Genomic DNA, 18,837 nt, shown 5'->3' on the forward strand with positions numbered 1-18,837 from the left:
TTCCTTCTTTCTGTTAGCCGTTGGTGTTGTATACTTCTGCGAGAGCGGAACCGAGGTCGTTTACCGTGTTCGGCTTGCCGCCGGACTGCGGGTCATAGCCGCCGCCCTGACCGCCGTTCGGGTTTCCGCCCTTGTCGCCCTGCTTGCCGGACTGACCTGCGCCGTCCTCCTCGAACAGCCATGCCTTGTCCTTTTTCAGACTTTCGACCTGCGCGTCAAGGCCGGTGATCTTGCCGTCTGCGCCGATCTTGATGTCATCCATCGAGAGCGCCGCGCGGGTCAGCTGCGGATCGCGTGCGTGGGCACGGGTCAGCGCCAGGTCAATGGCAGCGTCGCGACGAATATTCGCGGTATCGGTGTCGTACTTGGTCTGGAGGGTCTTGAGGTCGTCCTCCAGCTTCTTCGGGTCCTTGCCGTCCCACGCCTTGGCAGCCGCACGCAGGTCCTTGATGGTGTTGTTCGCCGTGGTCAGCTCCTGCGCCTTGGTGTCCAGGTCGGCCTTGGGCACGTAAGCGCCGCCGGCGGCGTTGACGACCTCAAACTTTGCGTCCTTCGCCGCCTGCTGAAACTGCTCCCACGTCAGTGCGCCCTTTTCAAAAAGGTTTTTGAGAAATTCCATTGTTTTTTGCTCCTTTCATCGAAAAATGGGTATGAAAAAACCACCTTGGATTGAATCCTTGGTGGTTTAGTCCATCAGTTCTACTGTTTTGATTTCGGTTTCCAGCATTCCGGTCAGAACGCCGTTGTCGTCGCGCCGGATAATCAGCTCTGCAATCTCCGGTTCATTGTCCAGTGCGCCTACGACGGTGACGAATTTGCCGGTCAGCGTAATACCGTCCGTGCATTCCACCTTGAGGCGATGCGCTTTGTCATATGGGTGCTCGGTGCCGAGCAGCTTTTTCATGTGCTGAATGAGATCCATTGTTATCTCTCCAATGTACGGTCTTGATGACTAAGTCTTTGGTTGATAGTGAACGCCCGGTGCACATTCGATTGCCGGTTTTTTCTCCAGCTTATTCATATGCTCGCCCGGGATACCATCCGGAAACGCCTTGCAGCATACCCGCTTTCGGTGGATACAGGTATTGCACAGCACACCATGAACGCCAGACGGCTGCGAACAGCGTGCCAGAAACTTGTCATGATCGGACAGTTCTTCATATCGCCTGTTGCGTTCCTCGGGTGACAGCCTTTTGAAGTCCTCAAAGGTTAAATTTCTGTCAGCCATATGGTGTTGCCCTCCTTTCTGTCAACAATGAAACGCGATTCTCTCTTGAAAAGGATTTCCTTTTCGATTGTGTTGATACCACGCATATCTCTGCCGGTCTTACTCTGAATAACCAGCTGAATATCCATATCCGAGTCATATACCTCCGTAGAAGTAGACGTGTATGCGTCGTATGTAACGATCGCGTCAACCTCATGCGCTGCCAGAAAAGCAGCTTTATCCGGTATCATGTCACTGGACAGAGAACGATATACCGTTCCCTCGTACACTGGAAGTTTATCCAGCGCCTTGTCAAGCCGTTTCGTCCAGCGCTGTTCCGCTTCGCTGAGCGATTCACCTCGGCGCAGCTTATCGTTTAGCGAATAGCTGGCCGCACTGACATACTTCTGCAGTGCGCTTGTTTCGCGCTTGTTCAATTCCAGTATAGCACTTTCCGGGTCGTTTTCAACATATTTCTTATGCCATTCCTCATATGTCATACCTTTCTCGACATACTCGGTCTTACCGGTCGCGGGATTTCTGGCGGCACGCTTACTGCCAATTCGGAACTCCGTTACCGGAACAGTGGTACACCGGCAGCGCGGATGCAGCGGCGGATAATTGATGCCGGTTTCGTGCTCCGCAAGCGAAAACTCGCGCTGATCCAGAGCACCGCACACTGCGCAGGTCTTGAGATCGAGCGCTGCCTCGAACCGATAGGACTGGACACCGGTTTCCCGGTATCCCCGTTCGGCAGCCTCAGCCGCCATGTGGGCGCTCTCGGTGTGGATGAGCGTTGCCGCCCTGCTCTCGGACACGCCCATGCGCTGGGCGAACTCTTTCGTCATGCGGTCGAGCGAGTCGCCGCGGACAAAGCCGCGCGAGAGCGTCTGCATCAGCTCACGGGTCAGCTTGTCCTTGTCCGCCCAGATGCGTGAGGAAAACTCACTGCCGACCCATGGCGTAGCGAGTATCTTCTCGACCGTCTGCGGGTCAATTCTTGCGAACGTGCTTGCCACATCGACCTGCTGGCTGACAGCGTACACCGTGCGGTAGTAGGTGTCGGTGTAACGCTCCTGCAAATGGTCGCGCAGCACATCGCGCTGAGAGCCGAACAGCTCCATCATACGCAGCTCAACCTGCGTCTGCAACGCCTGCAAGCGCGAGATACGCGACCGGAGATAAACCTCCTCCAATTCCTTGTCAAAGCCGCCGGCAAGCGCCTTGTCGCGGAACTCGTCCAGCGACATCCGGAAGTCCTCCAGCTCTGCATCCCGCAGTAGCCTGCGTGCGTCTGCCATGCTGACGCTCTCGTTTGCGGCATAGCGGGCATAGAAGATAGAAATTTCCTTGTCCAGTTCGTGCAGAATGCGCTCGTATTCCCGGTGGAACCGCAGACACAGGTCGTCATCTTCCTGCTTCTGCTTCTCGGCCAGCTCGATGGCACGTTTGCGCCAGTAGGCGCCGTTCAGCTTATCCGCTGCTGCCATCGCCTACACCGTCCTTTGGCGGAAACTGAAACTGCGGCTGCTTCTCTGCTGCTGCCTGCTGTTCCTTTTCCAGCTGCTTTTGCTCGTTCTCGGCATCGTCTACCCACGGATGGTTTGCGAGGATGGTTCTGTCCGAGATAATGCCGACCGACTGCTGCGCGATCTGCGCGGTTTCGAGATCGTTCTGCACCATGTTGCGTGTCCAGGTCTGGAGAATGCGTTTCGGCTGTGCGATACCCTCCAAGCGGCAGATAGCACGGACCAGCTCAGCAAAGCCGGAGCGGAACTGCGTTTCCAACATCACGGCTTTCAGCTCCAGCAGACTGTACAGGTACTTGAGCGCCACACCGGACGAGTTGCCGAAATTCTCAGGGTTCGGGTCAACGCCCATGCCGGAAACGAAGATCTGACGGCGGGTTCTTTCGAGGAAGGCGTTACGTGCCTCAAACGGGATTTCCGCTCGGATGGTATCCACACCGCCGTCTCCCTCGACCTTGATGAGCTTGCTCTTTTTGAGGTCACTCATGAACTCGGTCTTGTCCGTGCCGCCGTAGTTCTTGATGACGAAGATGACCTCCTGCACGTCCTCCATGTCGTTGGCGAAGCCGGAAACCACCTTGTCGTAGGCGTCGATCAGGTCGCGGTACAGCGGCAGATCGCCCCGCCGGTCGGCGTTGTTGTAGAACGGGATGAACGGCACCGCGCCGAGGCCGTGCCGCAGCTCCTGCCCGACTTCCGGATACTCGAAGTAGGTGTAGTTGCCGGACACGCCGTTCTGCTTGTAGAACCGGCAGGTCGTGTCATCCCAGTATTCGCACACCTGCACGGTCTGTCCACTCTGCGGGTCGAGCATGGTGTAGCAGCGCAGCACACCGACTAAATCGCTCTCCAGCGTACCAGAGAACACCGGCACGATCTGCTCCGGGTCTACGGTGTGGTAGCGGAACCTGCCGTCTGTGCCGCGCCAGTAATGCAGCCAGCCGACCGAGGTGTTGCTCGCGTCAATGCCGAGCTGCATGGCCGTTGCGGTATACTGATCTCCGAGAATCTCTGCAATCCGCTCGTTGGCGGTCTTGTTCCCCACATCGAACACCGGCGGGTAGCTCAGCGCGTAGGAAACCTTCTGCGTCACGAGCAGATTATGCCACGAGTGCGAAATGCGGTTGTCCGCGAGGTGCAGCGGATTGCCGAGCGCCTGCTCGGTCTCTGCCTGCCGCTGCAAAACGCTGTTGTCCTGCTTGATGCGGTTGACGTTGCTGTAATAGCGTCGCGCCTCGTCCGCCTCGCGGATGAACTGCCCGTGTCCCTGCAAAAGCCGCTGAATCGTGCGGCTGTTTACTTTCACCATACGCTGACACCTCCTTTCCTGTTGAACTGCTCCGCAACGCCGGTTGTCGCGTCGGGAGCGTCATCGTGGGCGTTTTTGCCCTCTTTCTGATAATGCTGCATGGCCTTTGCGTACTCCGGCCAGCGGTCACGCCAGTTGACCGGATAATAAATATGGTTCTGTACCCATGTTGCGTTTGTGAGAATTCTTGCGACCTTGTTTTCGCTCTGATGGAACCACTCCACACGGCAGCGGTTGGAGCCGAGGCGCCGAAGCTGCTCCTGCACGTTGCGGGCAAAGCCGCGGCCACCGTTGTTGCTCTCGATTTTCGCGAGGTTTACGCCGTGCGCCAGCAGCCGCCGTGCGGTTTCCGGCTCGGTCACTTCCATCGGGGCTTTGGTGTAGTAAATATCGAGCACATACGCCTCGTGCGCGTACTCGCCGTAAATGATGCTGCAAAGATAGTCCGCGCCGGTGTCCGCCGTGTCCGTGTAGCTGCGGATATGCGTGAACAGCGGACTGCCGTTTGCATCGCGCGGAATGTCTGTGTATGTCTTGAAGCTGCTGTACAGACGGCCTTTCAGGTCGATCGGCTGCTGCTGGTAGTTCGCTGACGCGATCTCCTCGCTCATCGTGCGAACCTTGTCCTCGTAGTCCTCACGGGTGAGAACCGCATCGCACAGCATCGTGCCGTCGTCCTGCAAGGCTTTCATCGTGATGAGTTCCGCATCCGGCCAGTGCTCCAGCGCACGGCCTGCGAGGTCGCCGGTCGCCCAGCGCGTCATGATGATAACGATCTTGTAGCCGGTTTCGGTTCGGGACAGCATCGTGTCCGTGAACCACTGCCACTGCTTGTCGAGTGCGCCCTCGTTGAACGCCTCCTCGGCTTTCTTGATGAGGTCGTCGAGAATCAGCTTGCGCGCGCCGAAGCCGGTCGCCGTGCCGCCCGGAGAGGTTGCGAGGTAGCTTGCGTACTGCCCCTCGAGCGCCCACTTGCCCGCAGCGGCCTCGCCGTACTTGATGCGTGTCGCCGGAAAAATGTCCGAGAACACAATGCGGTTCGGGTCAAACCGTTCCTCCGCAATGCCGTCGCGGACTGCCCGTGCGAACGTCGTGGACAGCGTTTCGTTGTAGCTGCCGGTCATGATCTGCTCGGACGGATCGCGCCCGAACAGCCACTGGCTTAGCAGCACCGCCGTGCGGCTCTTGCCGTGGCGCGGCGGCATATTGACCACCAGCACCTTGCGGTCGCTCTCGCAGAACGCCTGTAAGCGCCTGCACAGCGTTTTGAGGTACGGCCGGTCCTCGCGGTAGAAGTCCGGCGCCATCAGCTTGCAGAACGCCCAGAAGTCGCGCCGCGCAAGCTCAAGGCGAGCCGCCCTGCGAATGCGAGGGTCAACCATCGTCCGCCAGCTTCCGCAGCTCCTCGGTGGTCAGACCGGCGAGCGGGTTCTCCACCTCAAGGGTGCCGGAGTGCTCGATTTTCTGCACAAACGCGCCTGCCGCTTTCGCTCTCAGCTCTGAGGCCTTGAGCCGGTCCTTGGTTTCCTCGTCCTTGTCACGCATGACGTTCGTCCAGAAGGCGTTTATCTCCTCCATGTTGGCAATGCGCGGCGTTTCAAGGATTTTATCCCGCTCCGCGATGTAAACAGCAAGTTTCCGCAGGTTTTCGCTGCCGATGGACTGAAATCCGTTGTCATCCCTCGCCTTGTATCCGGCAAGCCGCGCCGCCTCCGCCGCCGTCTTGCCCTGCTTGTAATAATCTACCCAAGCCTGCTGCTTGGCTGTCAGTTTGCTCACGCGCTCACCGTCCTTTCTGAAAATGGGTAAAAGAAAACCGCCTACACAGTAGGTGGCCAAACTATTTTTCTACCAGAATTTTCTCTTTTTAGTTCTTCCGCATTTGCTACAAGAAAAGTAAATTACAATCACCTTATATCCCCAATAATCGAAATAATGTGTTCGATTTATTTCTTCCCAAATATGACCACACATACGCTTCTCCTTGCCTTTGCCCTAATGTAATGTTATAATATTGTTTAATCATCATAGAAAGAGGTGTATTTATGGCAAAGAAACATGTGTTTGTGTCTTTCGACTACACTAATGACAAGTTGTACAAATTCCTCTTGAACGCTTGGGATGCAAACAAAAATATGGATTTTGTGTTTAACGATTTTTCATCTGACGAAATCCAGACAAATTCTGTATCGGTTGTAAAGACAAATCTTACAAAAAAGATTAACGCAGCCACTTATACCTTAGTTATTGTGGGAGCGGAATCTACTAAACAGCATCCTGATCACGAACTTATTGGTTTTAATAATTGGCAAAGTTTCGAAGTTCAACGAAGTGTCGACGCAGGAAACAAAATTGTTGTGGTAAAGATAGATTCGTCGTACGATGCTCCTATTGAATGCTATGACATTGGAGCACAATGGGTTAACGGTTTTACTCAGGACGGCATCATTAATGCTCTAAACAACGCTTAATGGAACACCTTGATATTCTTTACGATCATTACAAAGACACCGTTGTACTTATGAAGGACGCTCAGCGCGACCGAGATCGTTTTTTTGTGATAATGTGTATTTTGCTAGCTCTTTTGTTCGTGTTCAACCTTGATCCATTGAGCACATTATCAACCATCCAGCAGATTGCAAAGAACCAATGGGGCGTTGTATCAATTCCGGAAACAAATGTAATACGTTCTTTACTATGGGGATTACTTTTGTACTACACAATCCGGTATATTCAGCGCAATATTTATTCTGAACGATTAACCAACTATATCCATACCATAGAAGAAAACTTTCAGCTAAACGGTGACTTGCCAATTTGCAGAGAAGGTGGAAATTATCTGCAAGAATATCCACAAGTTCTTGATTTAATTCATTATATTTACACAATCATATTTCCAGTTTTATATTTATGCTTAATTATAATTGTGTTTATTAACGAATTTCAAAATGGTAATCCCCCTATCAATGGGATTATTGCGGCATTAGACTTTATCCTTGTTGTTTTTTACATGGTCTTTTTATATCGCCAAAAACTTTCTGCAATCCTTCAGCGTATAAAATCCGTCTTCCATAGAAGAGCCGAGTAATATCGGCTCTTTTTATTTGCCATGAAAAAGCACCCTCGAATGAGAGTGCCTTTCCACGGAGGTCAATGCCGTAACATGAAGCAAGAGGAGCAGGGTCTGGGTTTCACCCCTGTCAACTTCACGATATAAGAATATCACGGCTTCTATGTCACGAAGTGCAAATTTCCAAAAAAATTTACGGTAGATCCAGATATTTCTCAACCGTGCGCACAAACTCCGCATTCCACATCTTGGCCGTCCTCTCGCTCACCGGCACGCACATCGCCGCGCCGTACAATGTGTGGCTTCGCTTCCAGTACACACGGTCAATCAGCTCCATACGCTGGCGGCCGTGCTTCATGCACTCGGTTTCGCCGATGGCCTGCCGTACCGCATCATACCGCCGCTGCTCCTTGTCTGTCAGGCGGTCAACGACCGCACGCTCAACCGGACTGCCGCCGCCGCTATGACCGCCGGATGCGCCGTAGGCCGGTGTGCAAGGCGTGTCGCCCACGCTTTCCGCCTTGCGGCACAGTGCCGGGTATGACCGGATGATGCGCTTTGTGTACTCCCACCAGTCCTCACGCTTGTTCAATGTCTTCCCTCCCTGTCCGTAATACCGTAGCGCCACACGAGGTAGCGCCGAACTTTATCGCTGTATTTAGTCATGCGACGTCACCGTAACCGGAATGATCATCTCCGGCAGGAAATTCACCTCGTAGTGGAACTTGTCCACGTAAGCGCCGCTGACGTCCTCCACAACGTAGATCGTCCAGTCGTTGAGGTACACAAGGTGTTTCTTGTAAACGCCCTGCCCGGTCTCGACAGTCACCTCCAGCTCGTTCTCGCTGTTGTTCGAGATGGCGAAGTTGCCGATCAGCTCAAACACCGGCTTGTCCGTACGCGCGTTGATGACTTCCAGACGGCGCGTGACGTTGAAATTGTCCGCCTTCTTCGAGATGTTGTACGCAACGCGCTCGCTCTCCCTGCAGGCCGACAGACTACACATCATAGCACCGCAGAGCAGTGCCGCCATGATTTTCTTTTTCATTTTTGTTCCTCCATGTATTTTCTCATAATTTGAACCGCCACGCGGCACGCCTCGTCACACGCAGCCATCATCTTCTCGTGGCCGTGCAGACCGCCATAGTATTCGATCGTTGCCAGCTCCTCGGCTGTCGTTGCCGGGTCGAGGATGCGGATTGCCTGGTTAATCGTCATGGGTGTTGTCCTCATCCCGCAGATGATGCATCAGGAAGTCGGCCTCCGGCACGTCACAGAACTCGTCCTTGTTACGGCCGACCACGAGAATCGGACCGACGAAATCCACGTCGACGAACCGGCAGTTGTACGGCATTCCGAGCCGCACTCCTTCCTCGTTGCAGATAACGACGACATCCGATGCAATCGTTACGGTTTCGATATAGCCGCCGACTTCCTGCTGCAAGGCTTTCAGCGTATTCTCCACTTCGATGATCTCCGGCTCGCAGCCGGGCTTTTTACGGATTGCTTTCATGGTTGTTCTCTCCCTTCGTTGTCGGCAGCGCCTTTCCGAACGTCAGCCGCTTGACGCGCCGTGCAAGAATGCTTGGCAGGCAGATATTGCCGTCGAACTCTCCTGCCATCCAGGGCGGACAAGCGGGCGTGCAGTGCGAGCGGTCTTTGTAGCACGCGCCCTCGTCCCGTTCGAGCGTTTCGAGCAGCTCGCGCAGAAGATTCAGCTCACGGTCGGTCATGTGATGCGCCTCCGTTCCATTGCCACGCGCAGAACGTCTCGTCGCAGTCGGTGCAGAGCCGCGCCTCCGGGTTCATATGCCCGGTGCAGTCCATGCAGCCGCCGAGCCGCTTGAGCTGCGCAAGCAGCGTGTCGCGTTCCTTTGCGACCTGCTCCAGCGCGTGTTCGTACAGGCTCAGCCGCACCGCGGCCTCTCGCGCGATCGCGCAGCCATGCACACCGCAGTTGTGCTCATGCCCGCAGCCGAGGCAGACCAGAGAGCCGGTCTGCACTTTCAGCCGTCTGAGGGCTTCGATAAGTTCATCGGTTTTCATTGCGGCAGGTCCTCCTTTTCTTCCGGTCGGCGCGGAATATCGTGCCAGTGCCGCTTCCAGAGCTCCCGCTGGGCGGCGTTCGCCGCGCCGGTGTGACACTTTCCGCGCCGCTTTTTCATCAGCTCGCGCAGTTCCTCGTCCGTCATTTCCGAGATTTTGCGGTCACGCATCGCGCAGCAGCTCCTTCCGCAGCTCCTTGAGCTTGTCCGTCAGCAGGCTCTCGGCCTTGCTCCCGGCTTTCAACTTGCCGCCCTTGTCGCAGAGATTGAAACGCGGACGGTTGACGTTATGCGTACCGCCGCCCGGAAAGAAGTCGTCGCCCTCGTACCAGCTGGCGGTGAAAAAGCTGCCGTCCGGCAGATCGAGCCGGTACACGCTAAGCCCGATCTCGGGCGCCCTGTGCCAGATGCCCCAGTTCTGCCAATCAGCCAAGACGGCCTTGCGCTTGCTCTCGTTGGTCAGGGCGAGAATGTCCTTACCTGTCAGTTCCAGCATCATACCTCGTTCCCTCCCAGCCGCAGCAGCTCCGCGACCACGCACTCCGAGCAGTGCAGCTCGATGAGGTCGCGCTGATCCTTGACTTCGTTCGGCCAGCGGCAGTATTCGTCGCAGAACGCCTCCGCGACCTTATGCGCCCGCTGCTCCCAGCAGCCGGTATGGAACACGGGTGCAGTCCGCACGCCCTGTCCGCAGAATTTACATTTTGCCATGGTTCTCCTCCTCGATTACAAACAAATCGCCAATCGTGCAATTCAGATACCTGCACAGCAGCTCAACCACCCGAAACGACACCGCCTTGCTGCGGTCATAATACAATCCAATCAACGTTGTACGAGAAATACCAGTCGCACGAGATACTTCGCTGATTTTCTTGCGTTGAGCACCCATCAGCGTAGACAGTCTGCACTCAATCATTGGTGTTCTCCTTACTGCGATTCATAACTCGATCTCTCCACGCTCGCTCCCAGTCGGAGAGCTGCGAATCGTCCTGCTGCTCCTCAACCTGCCGCCGCTGCTCACGGATGGCGTCCTTCTGGGCTTTCCAGTCCTGCTCCCAATCCGAACCGCTAATATTCGTCGGGCTGAGATAGCCGCTCGAGTCCTCCTGCTTTGGTCTGCTCTGCTCTTTCGGCCTGGACAGGTTCGCTGCCGTCAGCACGCCGTTTTTCAGCCGCTCACGCAGTACGGTCATAAAGTACGGCACATAACCGCGGCTGTCGCTCTTGGCGTGGCCGACTGCATAATGCGCAGTGGCGGTTATCACCTCATCGGTCATTCCTAATGACCTCATCTTGGCGATAGCAGAGCGGTTGGCCTTGTTCAGCCGTTCACCTAAAATTCCCTCCACGTCACTGTGTAGTAGAGTAGAATTACTATCTATATTCCTATCTTTTTCTTTTACTTTACTATGTGTACTTTCGTCAGAGGGAAACTGGGGTTTCTCACTTGTGAAACCGGGGTTTTCCTCGCGGGAAACGAATTTTTGCAGCAAAACACTGCGAGAGCTGATCTCCCGCATTTCCTGCTCGGTCAGAAGCCACAGTTCCCACTTCACCTCCGGATTGGTTCGTCCGGCAGTCGCAAAGTAGTAGTGCTCCTGGATTCTGTGCGAGGTGATAATGCCCTGTTGGAACAGGTCGCCGTCGAAAAGCCCGTGCGCCGCCAGACAGTCTATCATCTCTGCAATTTTTTCTGCGTCCGGCTCATAGCGTCCGGACAATACTTCGCTTTTAATGGACCAGATCACGCCGTCACGGTCACTATCGCCGTAGGCTAAATAATAGCCTTTGTCACGGTACGCCATCACCAGCAGTTGTAAGTACACCACGATCGCCGCTGCGCCGTACTTGCGCCGTGCGGTAATCAGCTTCGGGTCGCTCATCAGTCCAATGTCGTGACGGAAATAATCCAGTCCGTCCTTGGTCGGTCTGCCCGTAGTATCACCTCCGGTTTTCAGGGCAGGAAGGGCGGAGTTACCGCCCTGTGCCTTGCCTGCTTACGCCAGAATGATAACGTCTTCGCGGAGCTCCTGCGGAATGTGCTGCTCGAACCAGTCGCGGATATTTGCGATAGCCTCACGCTTCCATGCATCCGCGTCAGCCGCAAAGAGCGCCGCCTGCACCTCATCGCCGGTCTGGCGAATACGGAACACGAACGGACTTTTCGGCTGCTCAACCTCGGTAAAGGTGCGGTACGGCGCCAGTACAACCGGGTTCGGCACGCTCACCTGCTTCACAAGAGAAATACCGCTACGGGCCGTCACGCGCTGCGTCATGCCGTCATCCGCCAGCGATACGCCGTTCTCGGTCGTTACCGTGCTAATGAGCTGCACCAACGTGTCGCGGACTTCGGTCGGCACGAAATGCGTCTGCATATTGATGATGAACTCCTCCACGCCCAGCCAGCGGCCAAACGGGAACGTTGGTGCGGACAGCTCGGCTTCCAGCAAGCACTCACGCGCCTTGTCGCTGTTCAGCTCGCGGTACAGGTACACGCTGTCGTAATCCGCAACGTGGATAACAAAGCGGCGGCTGAGGCTGTCCTCGTCCTCAGCGCACTCATCCGTGCCGCTCTCGATGTAGTCGCGCACCGCCGACAGCGTATGTACCGCCAGCGGCGATGCCGTCAGCTCGTTCGGAATGCGGTGCAGCACGCGGTCTGCATAGTGGCTGCCATTGCGGAACTCCAGATGCGGAGCCGAAAGGTTTACGATATATTCCAGTGCTTCCTTGATCATTTTGAATATCCTCCTATTGATTTACGCCAGCTTGACGACCTTGGGTTCGGTGTCAACGGACGGGTCGAACGACTGCTGACCGGGCACCTGCGGCGTGTACTCCATAACGATGGGTTCTGCGTCCGTGCCGCCGAGCAGCAGTGCGCCGTCGATCGGCTTGACCGGAACCAGCTTGCTGCTCACCTCTGCGCGAACCGCCACGCTGTCGCGGTTCTCGGTCGGCACGATGGACAGCTTGATGGTCAGCGTGCGTGCCTTCTTTGCCTCGGTATTCAGGTCGCGGCAGTTCTTCATAATGCGCGACAGCTCATACGCCGCGCGTTCGCCAATCGCACCGTTCATCATGTCCAGAATACCGATTTCCTTGATTTCTCCGGTGGCGTTGTAATTCTCACTCATGGTTATACCTCTTTCTCATTTCGCGCTTGTAGAAGCACATCAGGCTGTCCACGACCTCGCCGTTTGTCAGCTGCCAGCGTTCGGCGTAACGCGCGATCGCGGCAGCGGTACGGCTGTCAACCGTCAGGCTGATCGTCCACTTTTCGCCCGAACCGCCGGACGCTTTGGGCTGCTCCGGCTCGGTTTCCGGCAACGTTTTGGGCTCAGGCTGCGGCACGCTGTCCGGTACGATGTACTCCGTCACCAGCATTTTGCTGTGGCAGCCGCCGCAGATACCGACCTGTGTGCGCTTGCCGGTGTAGCGAATGTCTGCGCGTTTCTGTATTGCCTGTGCGCAACCCAGGCATAATTTCTTTCGCATGGTTTTGCTCCTCATCTATCATGTGAATCGCCCGAAAAAATTGACCTCAAACGGTCAACTCCGGGAAAAAATTTTTTCATTCCGGGCAAATCCGAATGGTGATACCCGGAAACTCCCTTTCAAACCGCCGCTGCCATGCCTCTGCCCTGCTGTTGCCGGCGGACAGGTGCAGTAGCCAGATGGTGAGTACACCACTGAGATCCTGCTTGTGCAGCCATTTGATAACGTCATTCACCTCGAAATGACTGTGCCGAATGCGCTCCTTGAGCAACGAGGGAATGCGGTCGCTGCGGTCCAGCAGGCTTTCCTCGTAGTTGCACTCTACGGCGATATAAGTCAGCCGGTCAGCGGTGACACCCAGATTGGCGGTATCGACCGCCCAGAGCAGCCGCTCCTTCGTGCGGCCGTCCTCAATGAGAAAGCCGAGTGGCTCCTCTACATTGTGATAGGTGCGGAACGGAACGACGGTCAGGTGTCCGAACCGCAGCACCTCTCCTGCCCGGATGAGGTGCGCCGCATCCATTGCATCCTTGTGGGCGGCGGCTGTGCCCTCGCTCATGTATACCGGCACGCCAGCTTTCAGCATTTGTGCTGCCGCCTTGGCGTGATCCTGATGCTCATGGCTGACAAGGCAGGCGGTAATGTCCGCCACGCCATAGCCGAGCCGCTTTTGCAGCTCCCTGAACGACAGGCCGCACTCCAGCAGCAGAGTCGTTTCACCGTCCGACACAACGTAGGCGTTGCCGCGAGAGCTGCTCGCCAGTGATGTAAACGTCAAATCGGGCACGCTCCTTTGCTGTCAGGCGGCGTTTCCGGTTCTTCGGGCGGAATATCGACCTTTTCCTCGGGTGCGTTGTCCGCGAACTGTGTGGACTTGCGGATGATGTCCTGCACCCACTCGGGCAGTTTGCCGAACACTTCCATGTCCGGCTCATCCGCATCAAATACAAGGATTTCACTCTCCGGCTGCGGTGCCGGAAGGCCTTTAGGGAAACCAGTGACCGCCTCGATGCGGTTGTACTTGCTGCCGTCATCCTTTTCAACGACCGTGACACTGAGCATGGCCGGTACACCTGCCATCTGCATCAGGTCAAAACCGTCACCGGACGGATCCAGTTCTGCATCAGTCAGCGCCTTGCCGCGCCATGCGGTCAGCATCTGGAACAGCGCCGCACGCTCATGCAGCGACACCGTAAACCGGCGGGACGACAGCCAGCGCGGCTTGTCCTCGCCGTCCACCTCGACACGCTCATCCGGTATCTCGAAGATGAACATACATTCCTCGGCGTACTTGCCCTGCTTCTGCTTCTCGAACTGCTTGTACTGCCGACCGAGGTCAACCACAGCAACGCAAACACCCATATAAGTGCCGCCGTCCATCGGCGGAATGCTGCTCACGACCTTGCGTTTTGCTTTCAGGCTCATTCGATTCTCAACTCCTTATCCTGCTCCGAAACCACCAGCCGCACGACCTGCGAGCCGATAGGCTGCAAATGTGTAACACTCTCGGCGTTGTCCACGAAAAGCGGTACACGGCGGCCGAAATGTGCGGAAAGCGTGTCAATAATGTCCATGCCGATGTTGATTTGCATGGCGTTGTTCGTGCCCTCGAACGTCGAGCCGTTCCTGTCCATCGGCTCACAGCAGTCTGCCAGACCGCCGTTGACCTGCTCAGTGAACAGCCGCCAGCGTGTCAGACGGAACTTGCTGTTGACGCTCTCGGTGATAGCCTGCACGCGGTAGCGCGTGAACTCCTCACACATGGCGATGAGCCTGTCCATCTGCTCGACCTCGGCGGCGACTTTGCGCTGCTCGGCCTGCAACTCGGCAATGCGCTTTTTCGTGTCCGCGAGTGTCTGCTCCTTGGCAAGAACGGCATCGCTTTCCAGCTTGCGGCGCGTCAGCTCGGCGTGCTCGGCTTCCAGGCGGCTCTTTTCCGCCGCGGTGTCGCCGGACAAGCGGTAGAGCCGCTTGTCTACATCCGCGATAAGCGTCCGAATGGCATTCCCACGGCGATTATAGTCCGGCAGGTTCTCCGCTTCTGTGATGACCGGCGGCGTATAGCTGTCAAAGGCAATCTGCGCTTTCTGCATCTCGTCCTGTGCGGATTTCAGTGCCGTTTCTGCGCTCGCAAGACGTTCCTGCGCGGCGGCAATGCCCTGCTTGACCAGCTTGCTGTCCTCAAGGAGTGTGTCCTTGCGCTGCTGCTGATAGGCGGCAAAGGCTTCGCGCGCCTCTGCAACTTGCTCTGCCGGCAGCGGCTGATGGCAGGTCGGGCAGACGGTTTCCGTGAACTCTTCCGTGTCAATCGCACGCCAGCGGGCACGGTAATCGTTTAGGCGGGTTTCGCCGTCCGCGATGTACCGCTTTTCATGGTCAATGGTTCTCTGCAAGCGATCAACGTCCTGCTTGCGTTCGGAAAGCGCACGGCGCAGCTCGTCGGTCTTGTCCTCGACCGGCACGCGCTGACTGGCAAGATGGGCGTTGTTTTCGGTTTCCAGCTCACGGAGCTGATTTTGCAGTGCGCCCAGCTCGTTGCGTGCCTGTGCGGCAAGGGTGTTGTTCGTGAGCTTCACCAGCTCACCCTGCACCCGTTCGCGCTCGGCCTGCAAACGGTCGCTTTCGCTGTGCGCCGCCGCGAAGTCAAGGCTTTCCAGCTCCGTCACCATGCGGCTGCACTCGTCCACGCGAACCGGCAAGGTGTTGAGGTTTGCGTTCATGTCCTTGCGCTGCTTCATCAACACGGACTTGTATTCATCCACTGTCCGGCGGCCGACTTTCTCGGTCAGCTCGGCAAACTGCGGTGCAGTCGCAAGCAGCTGCTTGTCCTCCGGCAGACCGCAGATCTCAGCGAGCAGCGTGCGGCGGTCTTTCCAGTGCATTCCTTTCGTTACCGCCCAGACATCGGTGAGCAACTTAAACTGTCTCTCGTCGATCAGCTCTGCAATGCGGCGCTTGTATGCGTTTTCGGCAAGCGGCACATCGTCGATGTAATAGTCACGGGTGTCACCGGCGTAGCGCTCGATGGACGAACCGCGCGGCTTCTCCCACTTCTCGCGGAGCACCTTGCGCAGCTTGATTGGTTCGCCGTCCACCTCCAGAATGGCGGTGACCTCGGGCATCGTGCCTGCCGGTGCACCGTTCGGCTTGATGTTCGGCCGCGCGTTTCCGGCGCTGTCCTTGTTGAACAGCAGCCAAGTCAAGCTGTCATAAACACTGGTCTTGCCTGCGGCGTTCTCGCCGTAGATGTTGTTCACGCCCTCGTGAAAGTCGAGGTGCAACTTTGGAAAGCACTTAAAGTGCACTAAGTCCAAAGATTTCAGTTCAATTTTCATTGACTTCCCGCCTCCTTGCGGGTATTATGTAAGTGTAATGTTTTACTTTGCCGCTGTTGGAATTGCCGTTCCTCAGCGGCGTTTTTCTGTTTTCACACCGATTTTTCTCGCTTGCGGCTGTAAAACCGGCTTGATTTCGCATTTTGCTGCATCTGACACGCGAGCATCCGATGCCATCTGCGACAGAATATCGGATTCTTTCTTCTTCGTCCACATTCAGTTTCCCTCGTAGTAATGCTTAACGAGACTGCGCACGCTGATAAGCATAACGCCCAACAACAGTGCTGCCAGAACTGTATAACCGCCCATCGGCAGCTTGTCCATTTCAGCGTAGCCGCTGGCAGACAGCAGACCGAGGAATGACAGGCCGGCAATGATTCCGTTGATGTGATTCATGGTGTCACCTCCTCTCGAAACCCTGCCGCCTGCGTTACCCACAGGTAAAACGTCAGCGTAGGGATAAAGAACGCACGGTTATGTGCGTTTTTCTTGAGCCAGCCCAGTCCGAACGGACAGGAACCGTGCTCCAGACACGCACGCAGGCTTTCGCCCGCCATGCCGAGGAACGCGGCGCACTCCTCAATCGGAATTTTGCTGGGGTACCTCTCGCAAAGCTGTTCCAGCTCGTCCAGCTTTGTGATGATGGTGGTGGGTACTGCCATAGATGTTCACCTCCATTTTGTTATCGTATACGCAACATTCAGGGCAAAAAAATTTTGATGTCCGCATGGTATTCCCGCATAATCAACTCTGCCTCACTGACAGTGAAATCCGACTGACCGTTTACCTTCTGTGAAACAGTCGTCGGTGTGACACCGAGTAGTTCGGCAATATGCGAATAAATGATACCGTTTTCCCGCATAAATCCCTTGAATTTGTTATACGGTTCGTGAATGAGTTTCTTCTTCTCGACCATCGGCTTCTCCTCCCTTCGTTGCGTTTTCGATAACAAGACTATAACACCCTGCCGTTGCGTTGTCAATAACTATTTTTAATTTTGTTATCGAAAACGCAAATTTCCATATTGATTTTCTTAATTGTATGTGATACGATAAATTCAAAAGGAGGAAGCTATTATGGCTGACTTTGGTAAAATATTAAAAGATTTGCGCACCGAAAGCGGATATTCTCTCGAAAGCCTTGCTAAAACCTACAATGATCGTTTTGGCGGCCGCCTGAACAAGAGCACGATCAGCAGATATGAAAACGGTCTGCAGGAGCCGATCATCACCGTGGTTTCTAATTTCGCAAGACTGTTTGATGTCAGCAGTGACTATCTGCTCGGCAATGTATCGGAACCGTTTTTTCATCTGGATAATGCCCGCACACTTCGTGAGGTCAATGCACGTGAACCTGAGGACAATCCGCTTGTTACAGTTCACTACGCAGGCCCGGTGGCCGCACACTTCGATGCGACACCCGATGATGCCTATGAACTGCGAACCATTCCTGCTGAATGGATAGGCCGCCGACGACCGGAAGACTTTTTCCTGGCGACCATCAGCGGCGACAGTATGTACCCGCAGTTTCAGGACGGCGACGACATTCTCTGTTTGAGATGCAGCGACATGGAGGTTCCCGGCCGGATCGGCATTATGCTGCTGGGCGGCGATGAGGCCACTGTCAAGCGTATCGAATATAAGCCTGGTGAGGATTGGATTGATCTCATTCCCATCAACCCAGAGTTCAAGCCGAGGCGTATCGAAGGTGTAGACCTGGAACAGTGCCGTGTTGTTGGCCGTGTCATCAAAGTCATTCGTACAGTCGATCAGATTTGATACGCAGATGCAGGAGTTACAACGATGCAAAAACTAAAAACGCCTCGCGCAGCTGAACCAAACAAGTCCGGCTGCTTGAAATATGGTGCAACGGTATTCTGTGCCTTAGGTGCTTCTATCTATCTCATCATTGCTTTGACGGGGTATGGTTTGACCAATACAAGCGTCCGCCCTCTTCTTTTTGTCCTGTCCGGAATTATGATAGCCGTTATCATAATCATATGGCGTCCATGGTCAAAGAAAGCAGCCGAACATCAGATTTCGAGCGAAATATCGCCATCTGATAAAATGTCCGAAGATCTGATCCCAATCCAAGTACCTGAGGATGACCGTGACGAATCACCCGTCTCATACATTTCCAACGGCCGAACGACTTGGCGTGCAGACGGAAAAGAGCTTACCGATGATGATGTTGCGTATCTGCGCCAAGCCAGTTACGAAAAAGCACACCAATACTACGAAAACAGTCCTAATCCGAAATTCCATCGCAGTTTTGAGGAAAATATGGCTATGGGACGATTTTACGCAGCCAACGAAGAATATATTCGCAAATTAGAGAACGACATATGGCTACCGCATTTATATGACTTCAACAGTCTTGATGAGGCAATTCTCCACGCTCAAAAAGCCTTGATTTCTGCACAGCAGCTTGCAGAGTATTGCTCAAAAACCTCTATCGGGCAACAATACTTTGAAGATATGTGGCTGCATGCACACAATAGTCGATACCCTGATTTCAGCATCATAGATAAAATCAAGGAGCGCTATAAAGATCTAACTCTGAACTACGAGGAACGCAAACATGACTTCACTGTTCATCAAAAGCGACAGGCATTCTTGCAGATCGCTGACGACGAGGTGCTGAAGGTTATTCAGGACAATCCTGCTATCCTGCAGAAGGATCTGCACAAGCAGTTCGATCCCAACCTAAAGCCGACGATCGGTACTGCTGTCAGTCATTTAGTCAAGGCAGATAAGATCACTCGCATAAAGCACGGCAGCACATACGAGCTATATCCCAAGTAAAAAGCTTATTACATCATCTATTGTTAAACTGGTCGATTTC

At 55.0% G+C, this 18,837-nt stretch carries 32 protein-coding genes; 4 read left to right on the plus strand and 28 right to left on the minus strand.

Features of this window, described 5'->3' with window-relative positions:
* Positions 1 to 13 precede the first annotated feature (13 nt).
* The 7 genes from PGS25_RS00595 to PGS25_RS00625 form a co-directional block, all read right to left on the minus strand.
* A complete protein-coding gene (locus tag PGS25_RS00595) occupies positions 14 to 619 on the minus strand; it encodes a phage scaffolding protein (protein WP_270417330.1) in 606 nt (201 codons plus the stop codon).
* 66 nt (positions 620 to 685) lie between these two features.
* Complete coding sequence (locus tag PGS25_RS00600) at positions 686 to 922, minus strand: hypothetical protein (protein ID WP_161274480.1); 237 nt, start codon at positions 920 to 922, stop codon at positions 686 to 688.
* A 30-nt stretch (positions 923 to 952) separates the two neighbouring features.
* Positions 953 to 1,228, minus strand: coding sequence for a hypothetical protein (locus PGS25_RS00605; protein ID WP_270417331.1), 276 nt, complete (start codon positions 1,226 to 1,228; stop codon positions 953 to 955).
* Entirely contained in the window at positions 1,210 to 2,697 is a 1,488-nt protein-coding gene (locus tag PGS25_RS00610; protein WP_270417332.1) for a minor capsid protein, read from the minus strand. Before PGS25_RS00610 ends, PGS25_RS00605 begins: the two co-directional genes overlap by 19 nt.
* Complete coding sequence (locus tag PGS25_RS00615; protein ID WP_270417333.1) at positions 2,681 to 4,045, minus strand: phage portal protein; 1,365 nt, start codon at positions 4,043 to 4,045, stop codon at positions 2,681 to 2,683. Before PGS25_RS00615 ends, PGS25_RS00610 begins: the two co-directional genes overlap by 17 nt.
* A complete protein-coding gene (gene terL / locus PGS25_RS00620; protein WP_270417334.1) occupies positions 4,039 to 5,427 on the minus strand; it encodes a phage terminase large subunit in 1,389 nt (462 codons plus the stop codon). The genes PGS25_RS00615 and terL overlap by 7 nt, the downstream gene beginning before the upstream one ends.
* Positions 5,420 to 5,824: a terminase small subunit gene (locus PGS25_RS00625; protein WP_270417335.1), complete on the minus strand. Its 405-nt coding sequence runs from the start codon at positions 5,822 to 5,824 to the stop codon at positions 5,420 to 5,422. Before PGS25_RS00625 ends, terL begins: the two co-directional genes overlap by 8 nt.
* A gap of 266 nt (positions 5,825 to 6,090) precedes the next feature.
* Here PGS25_RS00625 and PGS25_RS00630 point away from each other — a divergent pair, with 266 nt between their 5' ends.
* Both PGS25_RS00630 and PGS25_RS00635 read left to right on the plus strand, forming a co-directional pair.
* Complete coding sequence (locus PGS25_RS00630; RefSeq protein WP_118648002.1) at positions 6,091 to 6,516, plus strand: TIR domain-containing protein; 426 nt, start codon at positions 6,091 to 6,093, stop codon at positions 6,514 to 6,516.
* Between the two features lie 50 nt (positions 6,517 to 6,566).
* Positions 6,567 to 7,133, plus strand: coding sequence for a hypothetical protein (locus PGS25_RS00635; protein ID WP_147358771.1), 567 nt, complete (start codon positions 6,567 to 6,569; stop codon positions 7,131 to 7,133).
* A gap of 175 nt (positions 7,134 to 7,308) precedes the next feature.
* On the opposite strand, the gene PGS25_RS00640 is transcribed toward PGS25_RS00635, so the two are convergent.
* From PGS25_RS00640 to PGS25_RS00740, 21 genes are all read right to left on the minus strand, one after another.
* Positions 7,309 to 7,707 (minus strand): hypothetical protein, encoded by a 399-nt coding sequence (locus tag PGS25_RS00640; RefSeq protein ID WP_118648006.1) that lies wholly within the window; start codon positions 7,705 to 7,707, stop codon positions 7,309 to 7,311.
* Between the two features lie 66 nt (positions 7,708 to 7,773).
* Positions 7,774 to 8,163, minus strand: a complete 390-nt coding sequence (locus PGS25_RS00645) for a beta-sandwich lipoprotein (RefSeq protein WP_270417339.1) — start codon at positions 8,161 to 8,163, stop codon at positions 7,774 to 7,776.
* Positions 8,160 to 8,333 (minus strand): hypothetical protein, encoded by a 174-nt coding sequence (locus PGS25_RS00650; RefSeq protein WP_158580943.1) that lies wholly within the window; start codon positions 8,331 to 8,333, stop codon positions 8,160 to 8,162. The genes PGS25_RS00645 and PGS25_RS00650 overlap by 4 nt, the downstream gene beginning before the upstream one ends.
* Positions 8,323 to 8,628, minus strand: coding sequence for a DUF3846 domain-containing protein (locus PGS25_RS00655; protein WP_118648010.1), 306 nt, complete (start codon positions 8,626 to 8,628; stop codon positions 8,323 to 8,325). Before PGS25_RS00655 ends, PGS25_RS00650 begins: the two co-directional genes overlap by 11 nt.
* The gene (locus PGS25_RS00660) at positions 8,612 to 8,848 is read right to left on the minus strand and encodes a hypothetical protein (protein WP_270417340.1); all 237 of its coding nucleotides are present in this window, start codon (positions 8,846 to 8,848) and stop codon (positions 8,612 to 8,614) included. Before PGS25_RS00660 ends, PGS25_RS00655 begins: the two co-directional genes overlap by 17 nt.
* Positions 8,835 to 9,161, minus strand: coding sequence for a hypothetical protein (locus PGS25_RS00665; RefSeq protein WP_270417341.1), 327 nt, complete (start codon positions 9,159 to 9,161; stop codon positions 8,835 to 8,837). Before PGS25_RS00665 ends, PGS25_RS00660 begins: the two co-directional genes overlap by 14 nt.
* The gene (locus tag PGS25_RS00670) at positions 9,158 to 9,331 is read right to left on the minus strand and encodes a hypothetical protein (protein WP_158580944.1); all 174 of its coding nucleotides are present in this window, start codon (positions 9,329 to 9,331) and stop codon (positions 9,158 to 9,160) included. Before PGS25_RS00670 ends, PGS25_RS00665 begins: the two co-directional genes overlap by 4 nt.
* Positions 9,324 to 9,659 carry a hypothetical protein gene (locus PGS25_RS00675; RefSeq protein ID WP_270417342.1) on the minus strand — a complete coding sequence of 112 codons (336 nt, stop codon included), beginning with the start codon at positions 9,657 to 9,659 and terminating at the stop codon, positions 9,324 to 9,326. The genes PGS25_RS00670 and PGS25_RS00675 overlap by 8 nt, the downstream gene beginning before the upstream one ends.
* Entirely contained in the window at positions 9,656 to 9,871 is a 216-nt protein-coding gene (locus tag PGS25_RS00680) for a hypothetical protein (protein ID WP_270417343.1), read from the minus strand. Before PGS25_RS00680 ends, PGS25_RS00675 begins: the two co-directional genes overlap by 4 nt.
* Positions 9,858 to 10,076 carry a helix-turn-helix domain-containing protein gene (locus PGS25_RS00685; protein ID WP_118648020.1) on the minus strand — a complete coding sequence of 73 codons (219 nt, stop codon included), beginning with the start codon at positions 10,074 to 10,076 and terminating at the stop codon, positions 9,858 to 9,860. The genes PGS25_RS00680 and PGS25_RS00685 overlap by 14 nt, the downstream gene beginning before the upstream one ends.
* On the minus strand, positions 10,069 to 11,118 hold the full coding sequence (locus PGS25_RS00690; protein ID WP_330671833.1) for a DUF4373 domain-containing protein: 1,050 nt from the start codon (positions 11,116 to 11,118) through the stop codon (positions 10,069 to 10,071). The genes PGS25_RS00685 and PGS25_RS00690 overlap by 8 nt, the downstream gene beginning before the upstream one ends.
* A gap of 39 nt (positions 11,119 to 11,157) precedes the next feature.
* On the minus strand, positions 11,158 to 11,898 hold the full coding sequence (locus tag PGS25_RS00695; protein WP_270417345.1) for a hypothetical protein: 741 nt from the start codon (positions 11,896 to 11,898) through the stop codon (positions 11,158 to 11,160).
* 21 nt (positions 11,899 to 11,919) lie between these two features.
* The gene (locus PGS25_RS00700; RefSeq protein WP_270417346.1) at positions 11,920 to 12,297 is read right to left on the minus strand and encodes a hypothetical protein; all 378 of its coding nucleotides are present in this window, start codon (positions 12,295 to 12,297) and stop codon (positions 11,920 to 11,922) included.
* Entirely contained in the window at positions 12,290 to 12,658 is a 369-nt protein-coding gene (locus PGS25_RS00705; protein WP_270417347.1) for a hypothetical protein, read from the minus strand. The genes PGS25_RS00700 and PGS25_RS00705 overlap by 8 nt, the downstream gene beginning before the upstream one ends.
* A gap of 76 nt (positions 12,659 to 12,734) precedes the next feature.
* Positions 12,735 to 13,436, minus strand: coding sequence for an MBL fold metallo-hydrolase (locus tag PGS25_RS00710; RefSeq protein ID WP_270417348.1), 702 nt, complete (start codon positions 13,434 to 13,436; stop codon positions 12,735 to 12,737).
* Positions 13,433 to 14,083, minus strand: a complete 651-nt coding sequence (locus PGS25_RS00715) for a phage replication initiation protein, NGO0469 family (RefSeq protein WP_270417349.1) — start codon at positions 14,081 to 14,083, stop codon at positions 13,433 to 13,435. The genes PGS25_RS00710 and PGS25_RS00715 overlap by 4 nt, the downstream gene beginning before the upstream one ends.
* Complete coding sequence (locus PGS25_RS00720) at positions 14,080 to 15,993, minus strand: AAA family ATPase (RefSeq protein ID WP_270417350.1); 1,914 nt, start codon at positions 15,991 to 15,993, stop codon at positions 14,080 to 14,082. Before PGS25_RS00720 ends, PGS25_RS00715 begins: the two co-directional genes overlap by 4 nt.
* A 72-nt stretch (positions 15,994 to 16,065) precedes the next feature.
* A complete protein-coding gene (locus PGS25_RS00725) occupies positions 16,066 to 16,209 on the minus strand; it encodes a hypothetical protein (protein WP_195386862.1) in 144 nt (47 codons plus the stop codon).
* Complete coding sequence (locus PGS25_RS00730) at positions 16,210 to 16,389, minus strand: hypothetical protein (RefSeq protein ID WP_270417352.1); 180 nt, start codon at positions 16,387 to 16,389, stop codon at positions 16,210 to 16,212.
* The gene (locus PGS25_RS00735; RefSeq protein ID WP_270417353.1) at positions 16,386 to 16,655 is read right to left on the minus strand and encodes a hypothetical protein; all 270 of its coding nucleotides are present in this window, start codon (positions 16,653 to 16,655) and stop codon (positions 16,386 to 16,388) included. The genes PGS25_RS00730 and PGS25_RS00735 overlap by 4 nt, the downstream gene beginning before the upstream one ends.
* A gap of 38 nt (positions 16,656 to 16,693) precedes the next feature.
* Positions 16,694 to 16,909, minus strand: a complete 216-nt coding sequence (locus PGS25_RS00740) for a helix-turn-helix domain-containing protein (RefSeq protein ID WP_270417354.1) — start codon at positions 16,907 to 16,909, stop codon at positions 16,694 to 16,696.
* 160 nt (positions 16,910 to 17,069) lie between these two features.
* Between PGS25_RS00740 and PGS25_RS00745 the strand changes: the two genes are divergently transcribed.
* The gene (locus tag PGS25_RS00745; RefSeq protein ID WP_270417355.1) at positions 17,070 to 17,771 is read left to right on the plus strand and encodes a helix-turn-helix domain-containing protein; all 702 of its coding nucleotides are present in this window, start codon (positions 17,070 to 17,072) and stop codon (positions 17,769 to 17,771) included.
* Between the two features lie 24 nt (positions 17,772 to 17,795).
* On the plus strand, positions 17,796 to 18,797 hold the full coding sequence (locus PGS25_RS00750; protein ID WP_270417356.1) for a hypothetical protein: 1,002 nt from the start codon (positions 17,796 to 17,798) through the stop codon (positions 18,795 to 18,797).
* Positions 18,798 to 18,837 lie beyond the last annotated feature (40 nt).

Source organism: Butyricicoccus sp. AM78-15b2TA, from assembly GCF_027665985.1.
Lineage (GTDB): Bacteria > Bacillota > Clostridia > Oscillospirales > Butyricicoccaceae > Agathobaculum > Agathobaculum butyriciproducens.